This is a genomic window from Streptomyces sp. NPDC093568 (genome assembly GCF_044764945.1).
GTDB lineage: Bacteria > Actinomycetota > Actinomycetes > Streptomycetales > Streptomycetaceae > Streptomyces.
This window is the reverse complement of the sequence record NZ_JBIWJD010000004.1, coordinates 444,820-463,531: the sequence shown is the minus strand read 5'-3', so window position 1 is coordinate 463,531 and position 18,712 is coordinate 444,820. Positions and strand designations below refer to the sequence as shown.

Sequence of the window (18,712 nt, the reverse complement as noted above, 5' to 3'; positions counted from 1 at the left end):
CCTCGACTTCGGGTTGCGGAGTTTCTTCATGCCGTTCGCTCTTCTTCTGCTGGGCGTCGCCGTGTTCGCACAGGGGACGTCCGAGTTCATGCTGTCCGGGCTGGTGCCGGACATCGCCCGGGATCTGGGGGTCTCCGTGCCCGCGGCCGGTGCGCTCACCTCGGCGTTCGCCGTGGGGATGGTGGCCGGGGCGCCGCTCGTGGCCGGACTCGCGCGGCGGTGGCCGCGGCGCGGGGCGCTGCTGGGCTTCCTGGGGGTGTTTCTCGCCGTCCATGTCCTGGGGGCGGTGACCGACAGCTTCGGGGTGCTGGTCGTCACCCGCGTCGTCGGGGCGCTCGCCAACGCCGGGTTCCTGGCCGTCGCCCTCGTCACGGCCGCGGCGATGGCCGGGCCGCAGGCCAAGGGGCGGGCCACGTCCGTCCTGCTCGGCGGGGTCACACTGGCCTGCGTGGTGGGCGTGCCGGCGGGGGCGCTGCTCGGCCAACTCTGGGGCTGGCGTGCGGCGTTCTGGGCCGTGGTGCTGGTGTCCCTGCCCGCCGTCGCGGCCGTGGCGCGGTCCGTTCCCGGCGGTGCGGCCGACGCGGAGCGGCCCGCGCTGCGCGGTGAACTGCGCGCGCTGCGCAGCCCCCGGCTCCAGGTGACGCTCGTGCTGGGCGCACTCGTCAACGGGGCCACCTTCTGCTCCTTCACCTATCTCGCGCCCCTGGTCACCAAGGTGACCGGGCTGGAGAGCGGGTGGGTGCCCGTCGTGCTCGCGCTGTTCGGCGCGGGGGCGTTCGTGGGGGTGGTGCTCGGCGGGCGGTTCGCCGACCGCCGGGCGGGCGCGGTGCTCGCGTGGGGCGGTGGCGCGCTGTGTCTCGGGTGGGGTGCCCTGGCACTCGGCGCCGGCACGCCGGCCGTCACGCTCGGACTCGTCCTCGTCCAGGGCGCCCTGTCCTTCGGGGTCGGCTCCACGCTCATCGCCCGAGCCCTCTACGCCGCGCCCGGCGCGCCCACGCTGGCAGGCGGTTTCGCGACAGCCGCGTTCAACGTGGGCGCGGCCCTGGGGCCTTGGCTCGGCGGTACGGCGATCGGGGCCGGGTACGGCTACCGGGCGCCGCTGTGGGTGAGCGCGGTACTGGTGGCGCTGTCGCTCGTGGTCGCGGGCTGCGTCGGCGGCCGGCGGGAAGGGCGCGCGGGCGGGCGTCCGGTGCGGGCATCGCCGTCGGCGTGACCGCCGCCTGCCGCTCCTGAACGGACATGGCCGGAATCCACCCCTTGTGGGGGCGGTCACAGGATTCCCATAATCCAGCAAAGGAATTGACCGGCGCATGTCATCAGAAGCTCACTCCCCCTGATTGGCATGCTCCCGACATTTCAGGCTCTTTCCACGTTCGTGTGTCCAACCCCCCACGGAAGGCATCACGTTGAAGAAGCTCCTCACCGCGCTCAAGAGATGCGCGGCCCTCGGCGCCGCCGCTCTCGCGATCGTCAGCCTTCAGCCCGTCTCGGCCGCGCACGCCGCCGACTCGCGCGTCGTCGGCGGAACCCGTGCCAGCCAGGGCGAGTTCCCGTTCATGGTCCGGCTCTCCATGGGCTGTGGCGGCGCGCTCTACACCCAGCAGATCGTGCTCACCGCAGCGCACTGTGTGGGCTCGACCGGCGCCAACACCTCCATCACCGCCACCGCGGGCGTCGTGGACCTCCAGTCCACCAGCGGCCGGGTGCAGGTCCGCTCCACGTACGTGTACCGGGCCCCCGGCTACAACGGCACCGGCAAGGACTGGGCGCTGATCAAGCTCGCCCAGCCGATCAACCTGCCGACGCTGAAGATCGCCACGACCACGCAGTACAACACCGGCACCTTCACCGTCGCCGGCTGGGGCGCGGCCACCGAGGGCGGCGCCCAGCAGCGCTACCTGCTCAAGGCCAACGTGCCGTTCATGAGCGACGCCCAGTGCCGCTCCTACAGCGGTTACAGCGGCCTCGTCGCGAACGAGGAGATCTGCGCCGGTCTGCCCTCGGGCGGCGTCGACACCTGTCAGGGCGACTCCGGCGGCCCGATGTTCCGCCGCGACGCGAACAACGCCTGGATCCAGGTCGGCATCGTCAGCTGGGGCATAGGCTGCGCCCGGCCGAACGCACCCGGTGTCTACACCGAGGTCTCCACCTTCGCCTCCGCGATCGCCTCGGCGGCGTCCTCGCTCTGACCTCCCGGCAGCTCTGACCTGCCGTCTTCACGGGCCCGGTGTCCTCGGACGCCGGGCCCGTCCCGTGCCGCGAACGTCCCCCTCCACGACCCGTCCGAAAAAATTCTGACGGCGATGTCGAGAGCCGGTGTCCGGCTCCGTCCCAGGGGTGAGCGCGACCACAATGGGCCGCACAGCACCGAGGAGACCACGATGGCCAAGTACCTGCTGCTCAAGCACTACCGCGGCGCCCCGGCGGCGGTGAACGACGTACCGATGGACCAGTGGACGCCCGAGGAGATCTCGGCCCACCTGCAGTTCATGAACGACTTCGCGGCCCGGCTGGAGAAGACCGGCGAGTTCGTCGACGGCCAGGCGCTCGCCCCCGAGGGGACCTGGGTCCGGTACGACGGTGAGGGGCGCCCGCCCGTCACCGACGGCCCGTTCGCCGAGACCAAGGACCTCATCGCCGGCTGGATGGTGATCGACGTCGACAGCCACGAGCGCGCCGTCCAGCTGGCCGGGGAACTGTCGGCAGCGCCCGGAGCGGGCGGGAAGCCGATCCACGAGTGGCTCGAACTGCGCCCGTTCCTGAGCGCGCCGCCCACCGTCCCGGAGTGCGACTTCCATGGATGAGGCTCCGCTGCGGAGCCTCACGCCCGGCGTGCTCGCCGTCCTCGTCCGCCGCGGAGCCGACTTCGCGGCGGCCGAGGACGCCGTACAGGACGCCCTGGTGGAGGCGGTCCGCGTCTGGCCCGAGGAACCCGTCCGGGACCCGAAGGCATGGCTGGTCACCGTGGCCTGGCGCAAGTTCCTCGACGCGACCCGGGCGGACGCCTCCCGCCGCCGGCGCGAGGAGCGCGTCGACGAGGAGCCGGGGCCCGGGCCCGTTTCCTCGGTGGACGACACGCTCCAGCTCTACTTCCTGTGCGCCCACCCGTCGCTGACGCCGTCGTCGGCGGTCGCGCTCACCCTGCGCGCCGTCGGCGGGCTCACCACCCGCCAGATCGCCCAGGCCTATCTGGTGCCCGAGGCGACCATGGCCCAGCGCATCAGCCGGGCCAAGCGCACCGTGTCCGGCGTACGGTTCGACCAGCCCGGGGATGTCGCCACCGTGCTGCGCGTGCTCTACCTGGTCTTCAACGAGGGCTACTCCGGCGACGTCGACCTCGCCGCCGAGGCCATCCGGCTCACCCGGCAGCTGGCCGCCGCGATCGACCACCCCGAGGTCCGGGGCCTGCTCGCCCTCATGCTGCTCCACCACGCCCGGCGCGCCGCCCGGACCACTCCCGACGGCAGCCTCGTACCGCTCGCCGAGCAGGACCGCGGCCGGTGGGACACCGCGGCGATCGCGGAGGGCGTCGAGATCCTTCAGGCGGCCCTCGCGCGCGACCGGCTGGGCGAGTTCCAGGCGCAGGCCGCCATCGCGGCCCTGCACGCCGACGCGCCCAGGGCGGAGGAGACCGACTGGGTGCAGATCGTCGAGTGGTACGACGAGCTCGCGCGCCTCACCGACAACCCGGTCGTCCGGCTCAATCGCGCCGTGGCCGTCGGGGAGGCCGACGGACCGCGCGCCGGGCTCGCGGCGCTCGCGGCACTGGACGACTCACTGCCCCGCCACACCGCGGTGGCGGCCCATCTCCACGAGCGCGACGGCGATCTCACGACGGCGGCACGGCTGTACGCCGAGGCCGCCCGGAAGGCCCCCAACCTGGCCGAACGCGACCACCTGACACGCCAGGCCGCCCGGCTCAACGCGCGGCTGCGCCACTGACCGGCACCCGTCCGCCGGAGCGGAGGCCGTAGGCGTCGACGATGAGCAGGTGATCAGTGCCATTACCTCAAGGGCAGGTCAGAACCCTCCCCCGCCGAAGTCCCCGCCGCCGAACCCGCCGCCGTCGAACCCGCCCCCGAAGTCCCCGCCGTCGAAGTCCGCCCCGGAGACGTCGCCGCCCTCGTAACCGCCGGCGCCGTAGCCGTAGCCCGCGCCGTAGTCGGCCGCGTAGGCGGGGGTCGCCATCAGGGAGCCCAGCAGGGTGCCGACGAGGAGGCCGGGCAGGAGGCCGCCGCCGAAGTAGCCGCCGGCCCAGGGACCGTAGGCCGGGCCCGCCTCCCAGTAGGGGCGGCGGCCGTACTCGGTGTCGACCTCACGGACCACGGGGTCGCGGCCCTCGGACAGCCGGGTGCGGTCGGCCGCGCACACCGGGACCTCGCGGGCGGTGCCGCCGGGTGGTGTCCAGGTCTCGTCGGACACCGACGGGCCGTGCCGCGGATCGAAGAAGCACGGGGGCCGGCGCTCCGGCAGGGCCCGGTGCTCCCGGCGGGCGGCCAGCTGGGTGAGGGAGAACCGGCCGTCCTCCAGGGCCTGCGTGACCGCCTTGACGTCCTCCGGTCTGCGAGCGGAGTCCATCAGGCGTTTCGCCTGGTCGTAGGAGTCGAGGGCGCGTTCGTAGTCCGCGCGCATCGCGTCGTCGGCGCCGGGCTCGGCCGGGTGGAAGTCCAGGCGGTCCAGTTCCTCGCCGAAGGCGGTGATGTCCTCGTCGACCACGACCCGCAGCTTCTCCAGCCCCGCCCGCTGCTCCCGCTCGTGGCGCAGCCGGTTGCGCCGGACGAGGGCGTACGCGCCCGCGCCGCCCGCCACGACCACCGCTCCGACGGCGATCAGGCCGCCGGCGTCCACGCCCGTGCCGCCGCCGTCGCTCCAGCTCGCGGGCGCGGTGCCGCCCACGTTGCGCAGCGCCCCGTCGACGAAGTCGTTCAGCTGGGCCTTGGGATCGCCGGCCGACCGCACCGAGGCGACCAGGTTGTCCACCGCCTGCCGGGACATCACGGAGGCGTCGGCCGCCGCGTCGAAGCGGTCGCCGACCCGGACGCCGTACAGGCCGGTCACACCGGTCTCGGTACGGAGGTTCAACAGGAGGTTCCCGGTGGGCTGGTCGGCCGGGAGCACGGCGACGAAGACCGGCTTGTCGGCATCCTCGATCTTGTCGGCGAGCGCCTCGGCGTCCGACGACGACAGCTGGTCCGAGGCGGCGGGGTCCACGTACACGGGACCGTCCCGCAGCGCCTCGCCGACCTGCGACAGGTCCGTGGCCGCATGTGCGCCGGGCGCGCCGGCCGTGAACACCGCGGCTGCCGCGGCGACCGGCACGATCAGCGAGCGCATGAGGCCCCTCAACAGCGGAGTCCTCATACTTCGACGCTACCTGATGGGCCGGGCAATGGCGCCGGTCCCGGGGCCGCAATCGCCCCGGGACCGGCGCCGGACGGCGTCCCGCCGCGTGCCGTACGGCGGCTCAGGCCGCGCGGTACGCCGCGCTCAGCCTCTCCACCGCCGCCCCGTACCGGCCCGTCAGCAGCAGATGGTCGGCCTCGGCGAAGGGCTTCGCCACCGCCTCGCTCATCGAGTTCCCGGCGGCACGCTGGACGATCAGCCGCGCCTTGGTGACGAGCACCCGGCCCGCCTCCGCCGCCCCCGCCTTCTCGGCGGCCCGGGCCGCGACGCCGAGCGCCTTGAGGGTCGTGGCGCCGCCCTCGGGCACCTTGGTCAGCGTGGTGAGGCCCCAGCCGTAGGGGAAGCGCGGGTCGTAGGACGCGTCGCCCACGTTGATCGGCAGCTGTGCCTCGCTCTTCGGCCAGCTCACGGGGAGCTGCCCGGTGAAGGGCCGCCTGCCGTAGAGGACGTCTGCCACGCCGTCCCCCTCGGTGCCGGGCAGCCAGGAGGCGACCAGGGCGTCGATCCCGGACAGCCGTTCGTCGTCGATGAGCTGCGGGCGCCCGGAGACGATCAGCACCGCGCACTTCATCGCGCCGCACACCTTGTCCACGGCCCGCTCGTCGGCGGCGCTCAGCCGGAGGTCATGACCGTTGCCGACGTCCCCGACGCCCTCGGCGTACGGGGTCTCGCCGACGACGACCACTCCGACGTCGTGACCGGTCAGGGGCTCGGAGGCGTCCTTGGAGTAGGTCAGCGCCGCGGAGTTCTTCCGCATGGCCTCCAGGATCGTCGTGCCGGGCGTGATGTCGCCGGACGAGCCCTGCCAGGTGATCGTCCAGCCGCCGCTCTGGTTGCCGATGTCGTCGGCGTTGGATCCGGCGACGTACACCTTCTGGGACCCGCGCAGGGGCAGGACGCCGCCGCTGTTCTTCAGCAGCACCTGCGACTCGGCGACGGCCTCCCGTGCCACGGCCCGGTGTCCGGCGGAGCCGATCCGCGACGCGCCGCTCGTGTCGGCGTACGGCTTCTCGAAGAGCCCCAGCCGGAACTTCTGCGTCAGGATGCGGGACACGGCGTCGTCGATCCGCGCCTGGCTGATCCGCCCGGCCTCGACCTCCTTCACGAGCGTGGTGTGGAAGTCCCGGAAGGCGTACGGGGCCATGATCATGTCGAGGCCGGCGTTGACCGACGTACGGATGTCGGAGGCGTAGTCGCCGGGGATCTGGTCGATGCCGTTCCAGTCGCTGATGACGAAGCCGTCGAAGCCCATGCGGTCCTTGAGGACCCCGTTGATCATGTCGGCGCGGGCGTGCATCCTGACCGGGCCCCGGCCGTCGCCGACGAGGTCGAGCGAGGAGTACGACGGCATGACCGTGCCGACCCCGCGGTCGACGGCACTCTCGTACGGCGCCAGATGGACGGCCTCCAGCTGCTGCCGGGTGACCTTGGTGACGCCCTGGTCGATGGTGTAGGTGCCGGTGGTGGAGGAGCCGTAGCCGGTGCCGCCGTCGCCGACGAAGTGCTTGGCGGTGGCGAGGACCTTGTCGTCGTCCTTGAGGTCCCTGCCGTTCGCGGCGCCCTGGAGGCCCTGGATGACCGTCTCCATGGAGTCGACGAGGGCCGGGTCCTCACCGAACGACTCGTACGCCCGTCCCCAGCGGTCGTCCCGCGTCACGCACAGGCAGGGCGCGAAGTCCCAGGGGATGCCGGTGGCCCGGGTCTCGGCGGCCGTCACCGCGCCGGCCCGCCGGGCGAGGTCCGGGTCGCGGGTCGCGCCGAGGCCGACGTTGTGCGGCAGGATCGTCGCGCCGGCCAGGTTGTTGTGGCCGTGCACCGCGTCGACGCCGTAGATCACCGGGATCTGGAAGCGGGTCGCCCGCGCCCGCAGCTGGAAGCCGTCGATCATCTTCGCCCAGGCCTCGGGGGTGTTGGGCGTCGGCGTGGAACCACCGCCGGACAGGATCGAGCCGAGGTCGTACGCGGCCACGTCACCCGCGTTCGTCAGGGCGCCGCGCTCGGCCTGCGTCATCTGGCCGGCCTTCTCCGCGAGGGACATGCGGGAAAGGAGATCGGCGACGCGCCGCTGCACCGGCAGCCCGCTGTCCAGATACGGCAGCCCGTGCGCGTCGACGACGACCTGCGGGGTGTCGGCGGGGGCCTTGGCGCCGGTGACCGTCAGCCTCAGCGGGATCGTCTCGGCGGATTCGGCGGACCCGTCCTTCAGGGTGGGGACGCGGACGGTGCGCGAGGTGCCGGAGGCGGTTCCCGCGGGGAAGGTGACCGTGCCGCTGACCGGCGTGTAGTCCTTGCCCGCGTCCGCCGTGCCGGCCGCGGTCTCGTACGTGACCGTCACGGGCTCGTCGAGCGGGGCGGAGCCGGTGGTGGCGACCGCGATCCGCACGGCCGCGGTGCCGCCCTCCCGCACCGGGTACACGGCGGCGTCGGTGGTGACCAAGGCGCGCAGCGACGGGTCGGCCCGGCCGTACAACTCGACTCCGTCCATGGCGAATTCGCCCTTGACCCCGACGGGGAGGGTGACGGAGTAGCCCCAGGTCTCGGTGAGGCCGAGGATCTGGTCGATGCCTCCGACGGGCTGGTAGTCCGTGCGATAGGTGAAGTCGGTGAACGGCAGCTCGATCTGTTTCCAGCCGCTGAAGTCGTCGGTGAAGGAGGTCGTCCACAGCTCGGAGGCCTCGCCGTTGGCCCCGCCGTCCTTCAGCTCGAAGGCGATCTTCTTGCCGTTGTCGCGGCCGTCCCACCAGAACCGGACGCCCTTGTGGGCGGACCAGTCGTGGGCGGGCTCGGCGAAGGCGAAGTCGTGGGTGAAGCCGCCGTAGCCGCTGATGTCGTAGCCGCCGGTGAGGACCTTCTCGCCCTCGGGCGCGTCGTCGCGGGCGGTCAGCTCGAGCGTGGGCGGGTCGTCGTTGTCGCCGCCCCACGTGAAGAGGCCCTCGGCGGGCGGACGGGCGAAGGGCACCTCCCCCTCGAAGCGGTCCACGGGCACCGGGGCGGGTTCGGCGGCGCCGGTCGCGGGGGCGGCGGCGGTCAGCGGGAGCAGGGTGGTGCAGAGGGCGGCGGAGACGAGCAGGGCGGTTCTTCGCATGGAACGTCCCTCGACTCTCATGGTCCACTTATGACTTACCTCACGCCTTGAGTTAACTGGGGGTGCTGTTTGCCGTCAAGACTTCACGTCAGAACCGGTGCCCGCTCAAGTCCTGGCCGGATCAGTGGTGTTGCCCCTTCACCTCATGAACGCGCGACCCCTTGACGCGTACACGAAGCCGTCATTTACTCACGCCTCGCACGCCCCCATCCCCCACCCCCAGAAGGGCTGCGCTCCATGAGGAGATCCACTCGGACGCTCGGGCTGCTTGTCGCCGGGCTCCTCACCTCGGCCGGCTTCTCGGCGGCCACACCCGCACAGGCCGCCGGCGAGCAGGTCACCGCCTGGCTCACCACGACGGACGACAGCGGCGGGCGCCATGTGACCCGCGGGCTCCAGCAGCAGGCGCCCTTCGCCTTCCAGTCCGGCTCCGGCGGCACCGGCGAGAACATCGCGGTCGACGAGAACACCCGCTACCAGACCTTCACCGGCGGCGGCGCGTCCTTCACGGACACCGCGGCCTGGCTGATGGACGGCAGCGGTGCGCTGTCGCAGGCCACGAAGGACGACACGATGCGCAAGCTGTTCTCCCCCACGGAGGGCATCGGGCTGTCGTTCCTGCGCAACCCCATGGGCGGCTCGGACCTCGCCCGGTTCGGCTACACCTACGACGACGTGCCGGCCGGGCAGACCGATCCGGATCTGTCCGAGTTCTCGATCGCCCACGACCTCCAGGACGTCGTGCCGCTGACCAAGCAGGCGCGTCAGCTCAACCCGCAGCTCACCGTGATGGCCTCGCCGTGGACGGCGCCCGCCTGGATGAAGGACAACGGGCAGCTCAACGGGGGCTGGCTGAAGGCGGAGAACTACGGCGCGTACGCCTCGTACTTCGTGAAGTACGTGCAGGCCTACCAGGCCCAGGGCGTCCCGATCGCGTACGTCACCGCGCAGAACGAGCCGACCTGCTGCTCGGGCTATCCGTCGATGAGCTGGAACGCGAGCGGGCTGGCCTACTTCACCAAGAACGAGCTGCTGCCGAAGCTCCAGGCGGCCGGTCTTGCCACCAAGGTGCTCGCGCACGACTGGAACTGGGACACCTACGACGCCTACGCCGCCCAGACCGTGGACGACGCGGCGGTGCGCAACCACCCGAACTTCGGCGGGGTCGCCTGGCACGGCTACGGCGGTGACGTGGCCAAGCAGACGCAGGTGCACAACCAGTATCCGCAGCTGGACGCCTTCGGGACCGAGCACTCGGGCGGCACCTGGATCGCCAACCAGCAGCGCGAGGACATGATGAACATCATCGACTACACCCGGAACTGGGCGAAGTCGGTGACGAAGTGGTCGCTGGCGGTGGACCAGAACCGGGGGCCGCACAACGGTGGCTGCGGGACCTGCGACGGGTTCATCACCGTGCACAACGGGGACTCCCGGCACGGGCAGGTCGACTACACCGTCGAGTACTACACGATGGGCCACCTGACGAAGTTCGTGAAGCCCGGTGCGCAGCGCATCGCGTCCACGGCGTCCTCGTCCGTGCCGAACGTGGCCTGGCGCAACCCGGACGGGTCGAAGGCGCTGATCGCCTACAACGACGCGTCCAGCGCCAAGACCGTGACGATCAACTGGGGTTCGCAGCACGCCACTTACTCGCTGCCGGGCAAGACGTCCGCGACGTTCACCTGGTCGGGTACGCAGACGGACGGACCGTCGCAGTCGGGAGCGTTCGTGGGGCTCGCGGGCAAGTGCCTTGATGTGGCGGGGGGTTCGTCGGCCAACGGGACCGCTGTGCAGCTCTACGACTGCAACGGCTCGTCCGCCCAGCGGTGGACCGTGCAGGCCGACGGGTCGGTGCGGGCGCTGGGCAAGTGCCTGGACGTCACGTCCGGCTCGACCGCCGACGGGGCGAAGGTGCAGCTGTACGACTGCAACGGCTCGGGTGCGCAGCGGTGGTCGTACAGCGCGACGACGGGCGATGTGGTCAACCTCGCCGCGAACAAGTGCCTGGACGTGACGGACAACTCCTCGGCGAACGGCGCCCGTGCGCAGATCTGGAGTTGCACGGGGGCCGCCAACCAGAAGTGGCGCCTGCAGTAGCGGCTCACGCGAAGGGCTGGCCGATGCCCAGCAGGTTGCCCTCACTGTCGTGGAACCAGGCGGCGCGCTCCCCGCGGAAGCCCTTGCTCGGGTAGTGCCCCTCGATGTCGGCGATGCCGTCGACCGTGCGCAGGCCGGGCACGTCGACCGCCTCGAACTCGACGCCGCGCCGCCTGAGTTCCGCGACCACCGCCTCGACGTCCTCGACCTGCCACCCCATCTGGGTGAAGGTGCCGGGGGAGACGCCCGTCGACTGGTACACGGCGAACTCCGTGCCCCCGCATCGGTACAGCAGCCCGCCGGGCCGTTCGTCGACGGGCTCCAGACCCAGCTTCTCGGCGTAGAAGCGCCGGGCCCGCTCCAGGTCCTGGGCAGGCAGCCTGGTCGCCGACTGCCCCCGGGCGAGGAAGTGCGTGGCGTCTGTGTCCTTGTCGTCCATGACTCCACTGTGCCGTGGACGACGGGGCCGGGGGCGCCTGCGAGGTCCGTTCGGCCTACTCCGCCGGCGTCACCCCGGCCCGCAGCAGGCCGTAGGTGTAGGCGTCCTCCAGGGCCTGCCAGGACGCGGCGATGACGTTGTCGGCTACGCCCACCGTGGACCACTCCCCCGCTCCGTCGGAGGTGGAGATCAGGACGCGGGTGGTGGACTGGGTGCCGTGCACGCCCTCCAGGATGCGGACCTTGTAGTCGACGAGGTCGAGCTTGGCGAGCTGGGGGTAGATCTTCTCCAGGGCCACCCGAAGGGCGCGGTCGAGGGCGTTGACCGGGCCGTTGCCCTCGGCCGTGGCGACGATGCGCTCGCCCTTGGCGAAGAGCTTGACCGTGGCCTCGTTGGCGTGGCTGCCGTCGGGGCGGTCCTCGACGATCGCGCGCCAGGACTCGACCTGGAAGTAGCTGAGGGGCTTGCCCTCGACCTCGGCGCGCAGGAGGAGTTCGAAGCTCGCGTCGGCCGCCTCGTACGTGTAGCCCTTGAGCTCGCGCTCCTTGACCCGCTCGACGACTCGGCCGACCAGTTCGCGGTCGCCGCCCAGGTCGATGCCGAGTTCCTTGCCCTTGAGCTCGATCGAGGCGCGGCCCGCCATGTCGGAGACCAGCATCCGCATGGTGTTGCCGACCTGCTCGGGGTCGATGTGCTGGTACAGGTCGGGGTCGACCTTGATCGCGGAGGCGTGCAGGCCGGCCTTGTGCGCGAAGGCGGAGACGCCGACGTACGGCTGGTGGGTGGAGGGCGTGAGGTTCACGACCTCGGCGATGGCGTGCGAGATACGGGTCGTCTCGCGCAGGTGGCCGTCGGGGAGGACCTTCTTGCCGTACTTCAGCTCCAGGGCGGCGACCACCGGGAACAGGTTGGCGTTGCCGACCCGCTCGCCGTAGCCGTTGGCCGTGCACTGCACGTGGGTCGCGCCCGCGTCGACGGCGGCGAGGGTGTTGGCGACCGCGCAGCCGGTGTCGTCCTGGGCGTGGATGCCGAGCCGGGCGCCGGTGTCGGCGAGGACGGTGGAGACGACGGCCTGGATCTGGGCAGGGAGCATGCCGCCGTTGGTGTCGCAGAGGATCACGACGTCGGCGCCGGCCTCCGACGCCGTACGGACGACGGCCTTGGCGTACTCGGGGTTGGCGCGGTAGCCGTCGAAGAAGTGCTCGCAGTCGAGGAAGACGCGGCGGCCCTGCTCGCGCAGGTAGGACACGGTGTCGCGGACCATCTCCAGGTTCTCGTCCAGCGTGGTGCGCAGGGCGAGCTCGACATGCCGGTCGTGGGACTTGGCGACCAGCGTGATCACCGGAGCGCCGGACTCCAGCAGCGCGTTGACCTGCGGGTCCTGAGAGGCCTTGGCGCCCGCGCGGCGGGTGGCCCCGAACGCGACCAGCTTCGCGTGCCTGAAGTCGATCTCCCGCTGGGCGCGCGCGAAGAACTCGGTGTCGCGGGGGTTGGCGCCGGGCCAGCCGCCCTCGATGAAGCCCACGCCGAAGTCGTCCAGGTGCCGTGCGATCGCCAGCTTGTCCGCGACCGTGAGGTTGATGCCCTCCCGCTGCGCGCCGTCGCGCAGGGTGGTGTCGAAGACGTGGAACGAATCGTCGAGTTCGCTGGTTACCGTCATGGTCGTAAGGCTCCTGTGTTGGATCTCGGTCTACCGGAATGACCGGTTCCACCGCCCCCACCTATGGTCCCTCACGCTCTCCGCCCGGCTGCTGGTGGGCCGGGAAACAGAAAAACCTCTCGCGGGTGCGAGAGGTCTGCGCGCGGGTCGAGGACGACGGTGTCCGCCCGTACCTGGTCGTACGTGGCGGTCACTGCGGACCGGCGCGCCTGCTGCCAATAATCATGGCGAACGAGAGCACGGGGGAAGTCTGGCACAAGTCACCCCCGTGCTCACCGTCCGTCTCAGGATGCGAGCACTGTGCTGATCACCGCAGGTGGCGGACGAAGCCGTCGCTCACGCCGTTGGTGTCGCCGGTGACCAGCTGTCCGGAGCCGGAGCCGAGGCCGAGGAGCTTGCCTCCGGCGCCGCCGAACGAGGTGGCGTAGACGTCCTCGTCGGTCACCGGGCCGCCGGTGACGGACGCGCTCGCGAGGCTGGAGGCGCCGGTGCGCAGGTCGCGCACATGGATGTTGTCCTGGCCCTGCGGGGCGCGGAAACCGTAGGCGACGTAGCGGCCGTCGCGGCTGATCTCCGGGCCGGCGATGACCGCGGGGCCACCGATGCCGTCGTGGACGACGCCGCGTGTGGTGTCGGTCCGCAGGTCGCGCACATAGGTCTCGGTGTTGCCCGCGGATCCGTCGGGCAGCAGGTCGTCACCCCGGTAGGTGAAGGCGACGTAGCGGCCGTCGGCCGAGATCGAGGGGTCCAGGCCGTAGCTCTCGGAGGGCGTGCCCTGCGGGGTGACGACGACCTGTTCCTCGGCGCCGGTGCGGCGGTCGTGCACCACCATGGCACCGGCTCCGCCGCGCGGGGGGTTCTGCTCGTAGACCACGTGGCGGCCGTCCGCGCTCATGTCCAGGTGGTACGAGCCCAGTTCCGGGTGGTTCCGGTTGGTGATCCGCTCGACGGCGCCGGTGCGGCGGTCGGTGAGGTACACGGTCGGCAGGATGACCGACTCGCCGCTCTCCATCTGCTTCGGCCGGGCGTTGAAGGCGACGTACCGGCCGTTGTCGGAGATCGCCGCGCTGCCGTGCGCGTAGGAGGAGGCGCCGGTCGGCGTGGTGCTGATCCGCTCGGTGCGACGGGTGACCCGGTCGTGGACGTAGACGTCCTGGGCCCAGTCCTCCTTCGGCTCCGGCCATGCGGTGAGGGTGTCGGCGCTCGAGACGAGCACGACGTACCGGCCGTCGGCGCTGAGGGCCACGGGCTTGGTGCCCCGGTCGGCCTGGGTGCCGTCCGTCGCGACGCTGACCCGCTCCAGGCGGCCGGTGCGCAGGTCGCGGACGAAGGCGTCCTCGACGCCGTTGGTGTCCCCGGGCACGAGGTTCGGCGCGTAGGACGCGAAGGCGGCGTAGCGGCCGTCGGCGCTGAGGTACGGGCCTGCGGCGTGGTCGGTGCCCTGCTCTCCGGTGGCGGAGACGGTGATCCGGTCGGTGGCCGGGACCCGGGGCGCCGCGCTCGTCGGCGTTCCGGTGAGGGCCACGGCGGCGGCGACGAGAGCGGTCGCGAGCGCGATGCGGGTGCTGGCGTACAAGAGCTGTTCCCCCTGTGGTGATGCTGGTCGCCGGTCAGTGAGACCGGTCGGTGACGGTGGTCGGTGACGATGGTCGATGAACACGTCCAAGGCCCCGTGGGTGTCGTCCGGGACCGGGTCGTCGGCCGTCGAGGTGAAGACGATCGAGCGGCCGCCGCGGTTGACGGCGCCCGGGAGCGCGCTGCCGCTCCCGGCCACCGCGCGCTCCCTGCCGGTACGCCGGTCGAGCGCCGTCAGGGCGCCGTCCCGGGACAGCAGCACGCGCCGCCCGCCGGAGCCGGCCGCGGCGACGACGGCCCCGGCCCCACGCCGAGGGCACGCTTCGAGGCAAACGCACCACGCGCTACAGGGTCAATCCGCCATATTGCGTACAACCAGGGCGCTGACTCAGGAGTCCGCGAGGAGGCCGTCGTCCAGGAACTCCCTTACGTGGCGCAGAATTTGCGCCCGGTCGGTGCCCCGCAGCCCGATCGCCACATGGATGGAGAACCCGTCGAGCAGCGCCCGCAGCCGCGCCGCGAAGCGGTCCGGGTCGACCGGCCGGAACTCGCCCCTCGACACCCCCTCCGCCAGCAGGGCCACCAGGTCGCGGTGCCAGGCGCCCTCGATCGCGGCCTGGCGGTCACGGGCGTCGTCGTCGGCGTTCTGCGAGCGGTTCCAGACCTCCAGCCAGAGCGTCCAGTGCGGGTCGCGGTGGCCTTCGGGGACGTACAGGTCGACGTAGGCGTCGAGCCGTTCCCGGGCGGACGCGAGGCGGGTCAGCAGCCGCCCGCGCTCCGCACCCAGCCGGCCCTCGCTCCACTCCAGCGCCTGGAGCAGCAGTTCGTCCTTGGAGTGGAAGTAGTAGAGGAGATGACCGCTGCTCATACCGACCTCACGGCCGAGCGCCGCCATGGTGAGCTTCTCCAGACCGCGCTCGGCGATCATCTCCATGGCGGCGACGAGGACCTCGTCGCGAGGCGGCGCCTGCCTGCGGCCACCGGCCATCTGCGGCTCCTAGATCTTCGGCTGCTGCTGCGTGATGCAGTGGATGCCTCCACCACCCGCGAAGATCGTACGGGCGTCGACGAGCGTCACCGTCCGCTCCGGGAACAGCCGCCGGAAGATGCCGGCCGCGAGTTCGTCGTTCGGGTCGTCGAAGGAACAGAGCACGACACCGCCGTTGCAGAGGTAGTGGTTGATGTACGAGTAGTCGACCCACTCTCCGTCCTCGTCCTTCAAGACCGTGGGGGCCGGGATCTCGACGACCTCCAGGCGGCGGCCCTTCGCGTCGGTCTGACCGCGCAGGATCTCGATGTACTCCCGCGAGCGGGCGTGGTCGGGGTGGGCCGGGTTCCGCTGGCTGTGGACGACGACGGTGCCGGGCCGCGCGAAGGCGGCGACGATGTCGACATGGCCCTGGGTGCCGTACGTGCCGTAGTCGCCGGTGAGGCCGTGCGGGAGCCAGATCGCCTTGGTGGTGCCGAGCCGGGCGTGGATCTCCGCCTCGACCCGCTCGCGCGTCCAGCCGGGGTTGCGCCCGACGCCGAGCTGGACCGTCTCGGTGAGCAGGACCGTGCCCTCGCCGTCGACGTGGATCGCACCGCCCTCGTTGACGAGTGCGCTGCTCAGTACGGGCACCCCGGCCAGATCCGCGACATGGCCGGCGATCTTCGAGTCGTGCTCCCAGCGGGCCCAGTCCTGTGCGCCCCAGCCGTTGAACACCCAGTCCACGGCGGCCAGTTCACTGCAGTTGGTGACAAAGGTCGGGCCGATGTCGCGCATCCACGCGTCGTCGAGCTCCCGCTCGACCAAGTCGATGTCCGGGCCGAGCAGTTCGCGGGCGGTCCCGCCCTGCCCCGGCCCGTGCACCATCGTCACCGGCTCGAAGCGGCGTACCGCGCGGGCCACCGACGCCCAGGCGGCGCGGGCGTCGGCCAGGTTCTCGTCGGCGGTGAACGTCGCGTTGGGGCCGGGCCAGGCCATCCAGGTGCGCTCGTGCGGGGCCCACTCCGGGGGCATACGGAAGGAGGTCATCTGCGGTCCTAGAGGAAGTAGAGGCGGTTGAGCGAGACCGAGTCGGCCGGCTCGGAGCGCAGCGGCTCGCCGTCGAGGGTGACCAGACCGGTGTTCTGGTCGACGTCGACGGCTCCGGTACGGGAGTTCAGGCGCAGGTCGGCGGGACCGATGCCGCGCGTGCCGCGCACCGCGACCCTGCGGCGCCGGGTCGGCATCGTGTCGCCTCCCTGGTCGACGGCGGCCTGGGCGACGAAGGCGACGGAGATGTCGGCGGGTGTGGCGCCGTACGCCCCGAACTGCGGGCCCAGGACGAGGGGTTCGCAGGTGTCGGTGGCGGCGCCCGGGTCGCCGGTCACGCCGTACGCCGGGAACCCGGCCTTGAGCACCAGCTGCGGCTTGGCGCCGAAGTACTCGGGGCGCCACAGCACGATGTCGGCGAGCTTGCCGACCTCGATCGAGCCGACCTCGTGCGCGAGGCCGTGGGCGATCGCCGGGTTGATGGTCAGCTTGGCCATGTAGCGCAGGACGCGTTCGTTGTCGTGCTCGTCGGGGGCGCCGAACTCGGCCTTCATCTTCCCGGCCATCGCGAAGGTGCGGCGGACGGTCTCGCCGGCCCGGCCCATGCCCTGCGCGTCCGACGAGGTGATGCCGATCGCGCCCAGGTCGTGCAGCACGTCCTCGGCGCCCATGGTCCCGGAGCGGATGCGGTCGCGGGCCATGGCGGCGTCGCCGGGCAGGTCGGTCTTGAGGTCGTGGACGGAGACGATCATGCCGTAGTGCTCGGCGACCGCGTCCCGCCCGAAGGGCAGGGTCGGGTTGGTGGAGGAGCCGATGACGTTCGGGACGCCGGCCATCTTCAGGACGTTCGGGACGTGTCCGCCGCCGCAGCCCTCGATGTGGAAGGCGTGGATGGTGCGGCCCTCCAGCACGCGCAGGGTGTCCTCCACCGACAGGCACTCGTTCAGGCCGTCGCTGTGCAGGGCGACCTGCACGTCGTGCTCCTCGGCGACGCGCAGCGCCGTGTCCAGGGCTCGGGTGTGGGCGCCCATGTCCTCGTGCACCTTGAAGCCGCTCGCGCCGCCCTCGGCCAGCGCCTCGATCAGCGGCGCCTCGTGCGAGGACGAACCGCGGCCCAGGAAGCCGATGTTGACGGGCCAGGCGTCGAAGGCGTTGAAGGCGTGCCTCAGCGCCCACGGCGAGTTGACGCCGACGCCCCAGACCGGCCCGAACTCCTGGCCGACCAGCGTGGTCACACCGGAGGCCAGCGAGGCCTCCATGATGCGCGGCGACAGCAGATGGACGTGGGTGTCGACGGCGCCGGCGGTGGCGATGAGCCCCTCGCCGGACACGATCGAGGTGCCGGTGCCGACTACGACGTCGACCCCGTCGAGGGTGTCGGGGTTCCCGGCCCGTCCGATCGAGCGGATCCGTCCCTCCCGGATCCCGATGGAGACCTTGCGGATCCCGAGCGCCGCGTCGATCACCACCACGTTGCTGATGACGACGTCACAGGTCTCCCGGACGGCGGCGGCCTTGAGGTGCAGCCCGTCCCGGGCGGTCTTGCCGAAGCCGGCGAGGAACTCGTCGCCGGGGCGCTGGGAGTCGGACTCGACGCGGACGGTCAGTCCGGAGTCGCCGAGCCGGATCCGGTCGCCGGCGCGCGGGCCGTGGGTGGCGGCGTACTCGTGCGGACCGAGGCGGCGGGCCTCGGCGGCGTGGCCCCCTGGGCGGCTCATCGCTGGACCTCCTGGTCGGGTGTGTGCGTGGCGCCGAGGTAGCCGCAGGCGGCGGCGCGGCGCAGGGCCTCCTCGCGGGCGCCGGGCGCGTCCAGCGGCCCGTCGACGAGCCCCGCGAACCCGATCGCGTTCCGCTCGCCGCCGATCGGGACCAGCCCGACCTCGAGGCTCTCCCCCGGCCCGAAGCGCACGGAGGACCCGGCGGGGACGGCGAGCCGCATCCCGTAGGCCCGCTCCCGGGCGAAGTCGAGGCGCGGGTTGGTCTCGAAGAAGTGGAAGTGGGAGGTGACGGAGACGGGCACGGTGGCGGTGTTCGTGACCGTCAGCCGTACGGCCGCCTCGGGCTCGGCGTACCCGGGCCCCGGCAGCAGCGCCCCCGGTGCCCCCCCGCCCAGCCCCCCGCCGATCGGATCGGAGACGACGGCGAGCCGCGAGCCGTCGTCGAAGACCGCCTCGACGTGTACCTCGGTGACGACGTCCGCCACTCCCGGCAGCACGTCGTCCGGCCCGAGCACGGACCGGGCCCGCTCGATCGCCTCGGCGAGGCGGACGCCGTCGCGGGCGGCCTCGCAGACGGTGTCCGCTATGAGCGCGGTCGCCTCCGGGACGTTCAGCCGCAGCCCGCGGGCCCTGCGCGCCCGGGCCAGTTCGGCGGCTCCGAAGAGCAGCAGCCGGTCACGTTCCGTGGGGGTCAGTCTCACTGCGTGGCACCTCC

14 protein-coding genes are annotated in these 18,712 nt (G+C 72.0%); 5 read left to right on the top strand and 9 right to left on the bottom strand.

Annotated features, from left to right (window positions below; translation table 11 throughout):
- Nucleotides 1–28: 28 nt before the first annotated feature.
- From ACIRD7_RS19485 to ACIRD7_RS19470, 4 genes are all read left to right on the top strand, one after another.
- Nucleotides 29–1,213: a Cmx/CmrA family chloramphenicol efflux MFS transporter gene (locus tag ACIRD7_RS19485; RefSeq protein ID WP_403454625.1), complete on the top strand. Its 1,185-nt coding sequence runs from the start codon at nucleotides 29–31 to the stop codon at nucleotides 1,211–1,213.
- 193 nt (nucleotides 1,214–1,406) lie between these two features.
- Nucleotides 1,407–2,189, top strand: coding sequence for a serine protease (locus tag ACIRD7_RS19480; protein ID WP_403454623.1), 783 nt, complete (start codon nucleotides 1,407–1,409; stop codon nucleotides 2,187–2,189).
- 192 nt (nucleotides 2,190–2,381) lie between these two features.
- The gene (locus tag ACIRD7_RS19475; RefSeq protein ID WP_403454621.1) at nucleotides 2,382–2,804 is read left to right on the top strand and encodes a YciI family protein; all 423 of its coding nucleotides are present in this window, start codon (nucleotides 2,382–2,384) and stop codon (nucleotides 2,802–2,804) included.
- On the top strand, nucleotides 2,797–3,942 hold the full coding sequence (locus ACIRD7_RS19470; RefSeq protein ID WP_403454618.1) for an RNA polymerase sigma factor: 1,146 nt from the start codon (nucleotides 2,797–2,799) through the stop codon (nucleotides 3,940–3,942). The genes ACIRD7_RS19475 and ACIRD7_RS19470 overlap by 8 nt, the downstream gene beginning before the upstream one ends.
- A gap of 78 nt (nucleotides 3,943–4,020) precedes the next feature.
- On the opposite strand, the gene ACIRD7_RS19465 is transcribed toward ACIRD7_RS19470, so the two are convergent.
- Both ACIRD7_RS19465 and ACIRD7_RS19460 read right to left on the bottom strand, forming a co-directional pair.
- Nucleotides 4,021–5,361, bottom strand: coding sequence for a hypothetical protein (locus ACIRD7_RS19465; RefSeq protein ID WP_403454616.1), 1,341 nt, complete (start codon nucleotides 5,359–5,361; stop codon nucleotides 4,021–4,023).
- Nucleotides 5,362–5,464: 103 nt separating this feature from the next.
- Complete coding sequence (locus ACIRD7_RS19460) at nucleotides 5,465–8,488, bottom strand: glycoside hydrolase family 3 protein (protein ID WP_403454612.1); 3,024 nt, start codon at nucleotides 8,486–8,488, stop codon at nucleotides 5,465–5,467.
- A 237-nt stretch (nucleotides 8,489–8,725) separates the two neighbouring features.
- On the opposite strand from ACIRD7_RS19460, the gene ACIRD7_RS19455 reads away from it, so the two are divergent.
- The gene (locus tag ACIRD7_RS19455) at nucleotides 8,726–10,588 is read left to right on the top strand and encodes a lectin (RefSeq protein ID WP_403454609.1); all 1,863 of its coding nucleotides are present in this window, start codon (nucleotides 8,726–8,728) and stop codon (nucleotides 10,586–10,588) included.
- Between the two features lie 4 nt (nucleotides 10,589–10,592).
- On the opposite strand, the gene ACIRD7_RS19450 is transcribed toward ACIRD7_RS19455, so the two are convergent.
- The 7 genes from ACIRD7_RS19450 to ureA all read right to left on the bottom strand — a co-directional run bounded on the left by ACIRD7_RS19450 (nucleotide 10,593) and on the right by ureA (nucleotide 18,698).
- Entirely contained in the window at nucleotides 10,593–11,027 is a 435-nt protein-coding gene (locus ACIRD7_RS19450; protein ID WP_403454607.1) for a VOC family protein, read from the bottom strand.
- Between the two features lie 55 nt (nucleotides 11,028–11,082).
- Complete coding sequence (cimA, locus tag ACIRD7_RS19445; protein WP_403454605.1) at nucleotides 11,083–12,687, bottom strand: citramalate synthase; 1,605 nt, start codon at nucleotides 12,685–12,687, stop codon at nucleotides 11,083–11,085.
- Between the two features lie 307 nt (nucleotides 12,688–12,994).
- The gene (locus tag ACIRD7_RS19440; protein WP_403454602.1) at nucleotides 12,995–14,524 is read right to left on the bottom strand and encodes a TolB family protein; all 1,530 of its coding nucleotides are present in this window, start codon (nucleotides 14,522–14,524) and stop codon (nucleotides 12,995–12,997) included.
- A gap of 126 nt (nucleotides 14,525–14,650) precedes the next feature.
- Nucleotides 14,651–15,250 (bottom strand): TetR/AcrR family transcriptional regulator, encoded by a 600-nt coding sequence (locus tag ACIRD7_RS19435; protein ID WP_403454600.1) that lies wholly within the window; start codon nucleotides 15,248–15,250, stop codon nucleotides 14,651–14,653.
- A gap of 9 nt (nucleotides 15,251–15,259) precedes the next feature.
- Nucleotides 15,260–16,279, bottom strand: a complete 1,020-nt coding sequence (locus tag ACIRD7_RS19430) for an agmatine/peptidylarginine deiminase (protein ID WP_403454597.1) — start codon at nucleotides 16,277–16,279, stop codon at nucleotides 15,260–15,262.
- Between the two features lie 8 nt (nucleotides 16,280–16,287).
- Nucleotides 16,288–17,997, bottom strand: a complete 1,710-nt coding sequence (locus ACIRD7_RS19425; RefSeq protein ID WP_403454595.1) for an urease subunit alpha — start codon at nucleotides 17,995–17,997, stop codon at nucleotides 16,288–16,290.
- Complete coding sequence (ureA, locus tag ACIRD7_RS19420) at nucleotides 17,994–18,698, bottom strand: urease subunit gamma (protein WP_403454592.1); 705 nt, start codon at nucleotides 18,696–18,698, stop codon at nucleotides 17,994–17,996. Before ureA ends, ACIRD7_RS19425 begins: the two co-directional genes overlap by 4 nt.
- Between the last annotated feature and the right edge of the window lie 14 nt (nucleotides 18,699–18,712).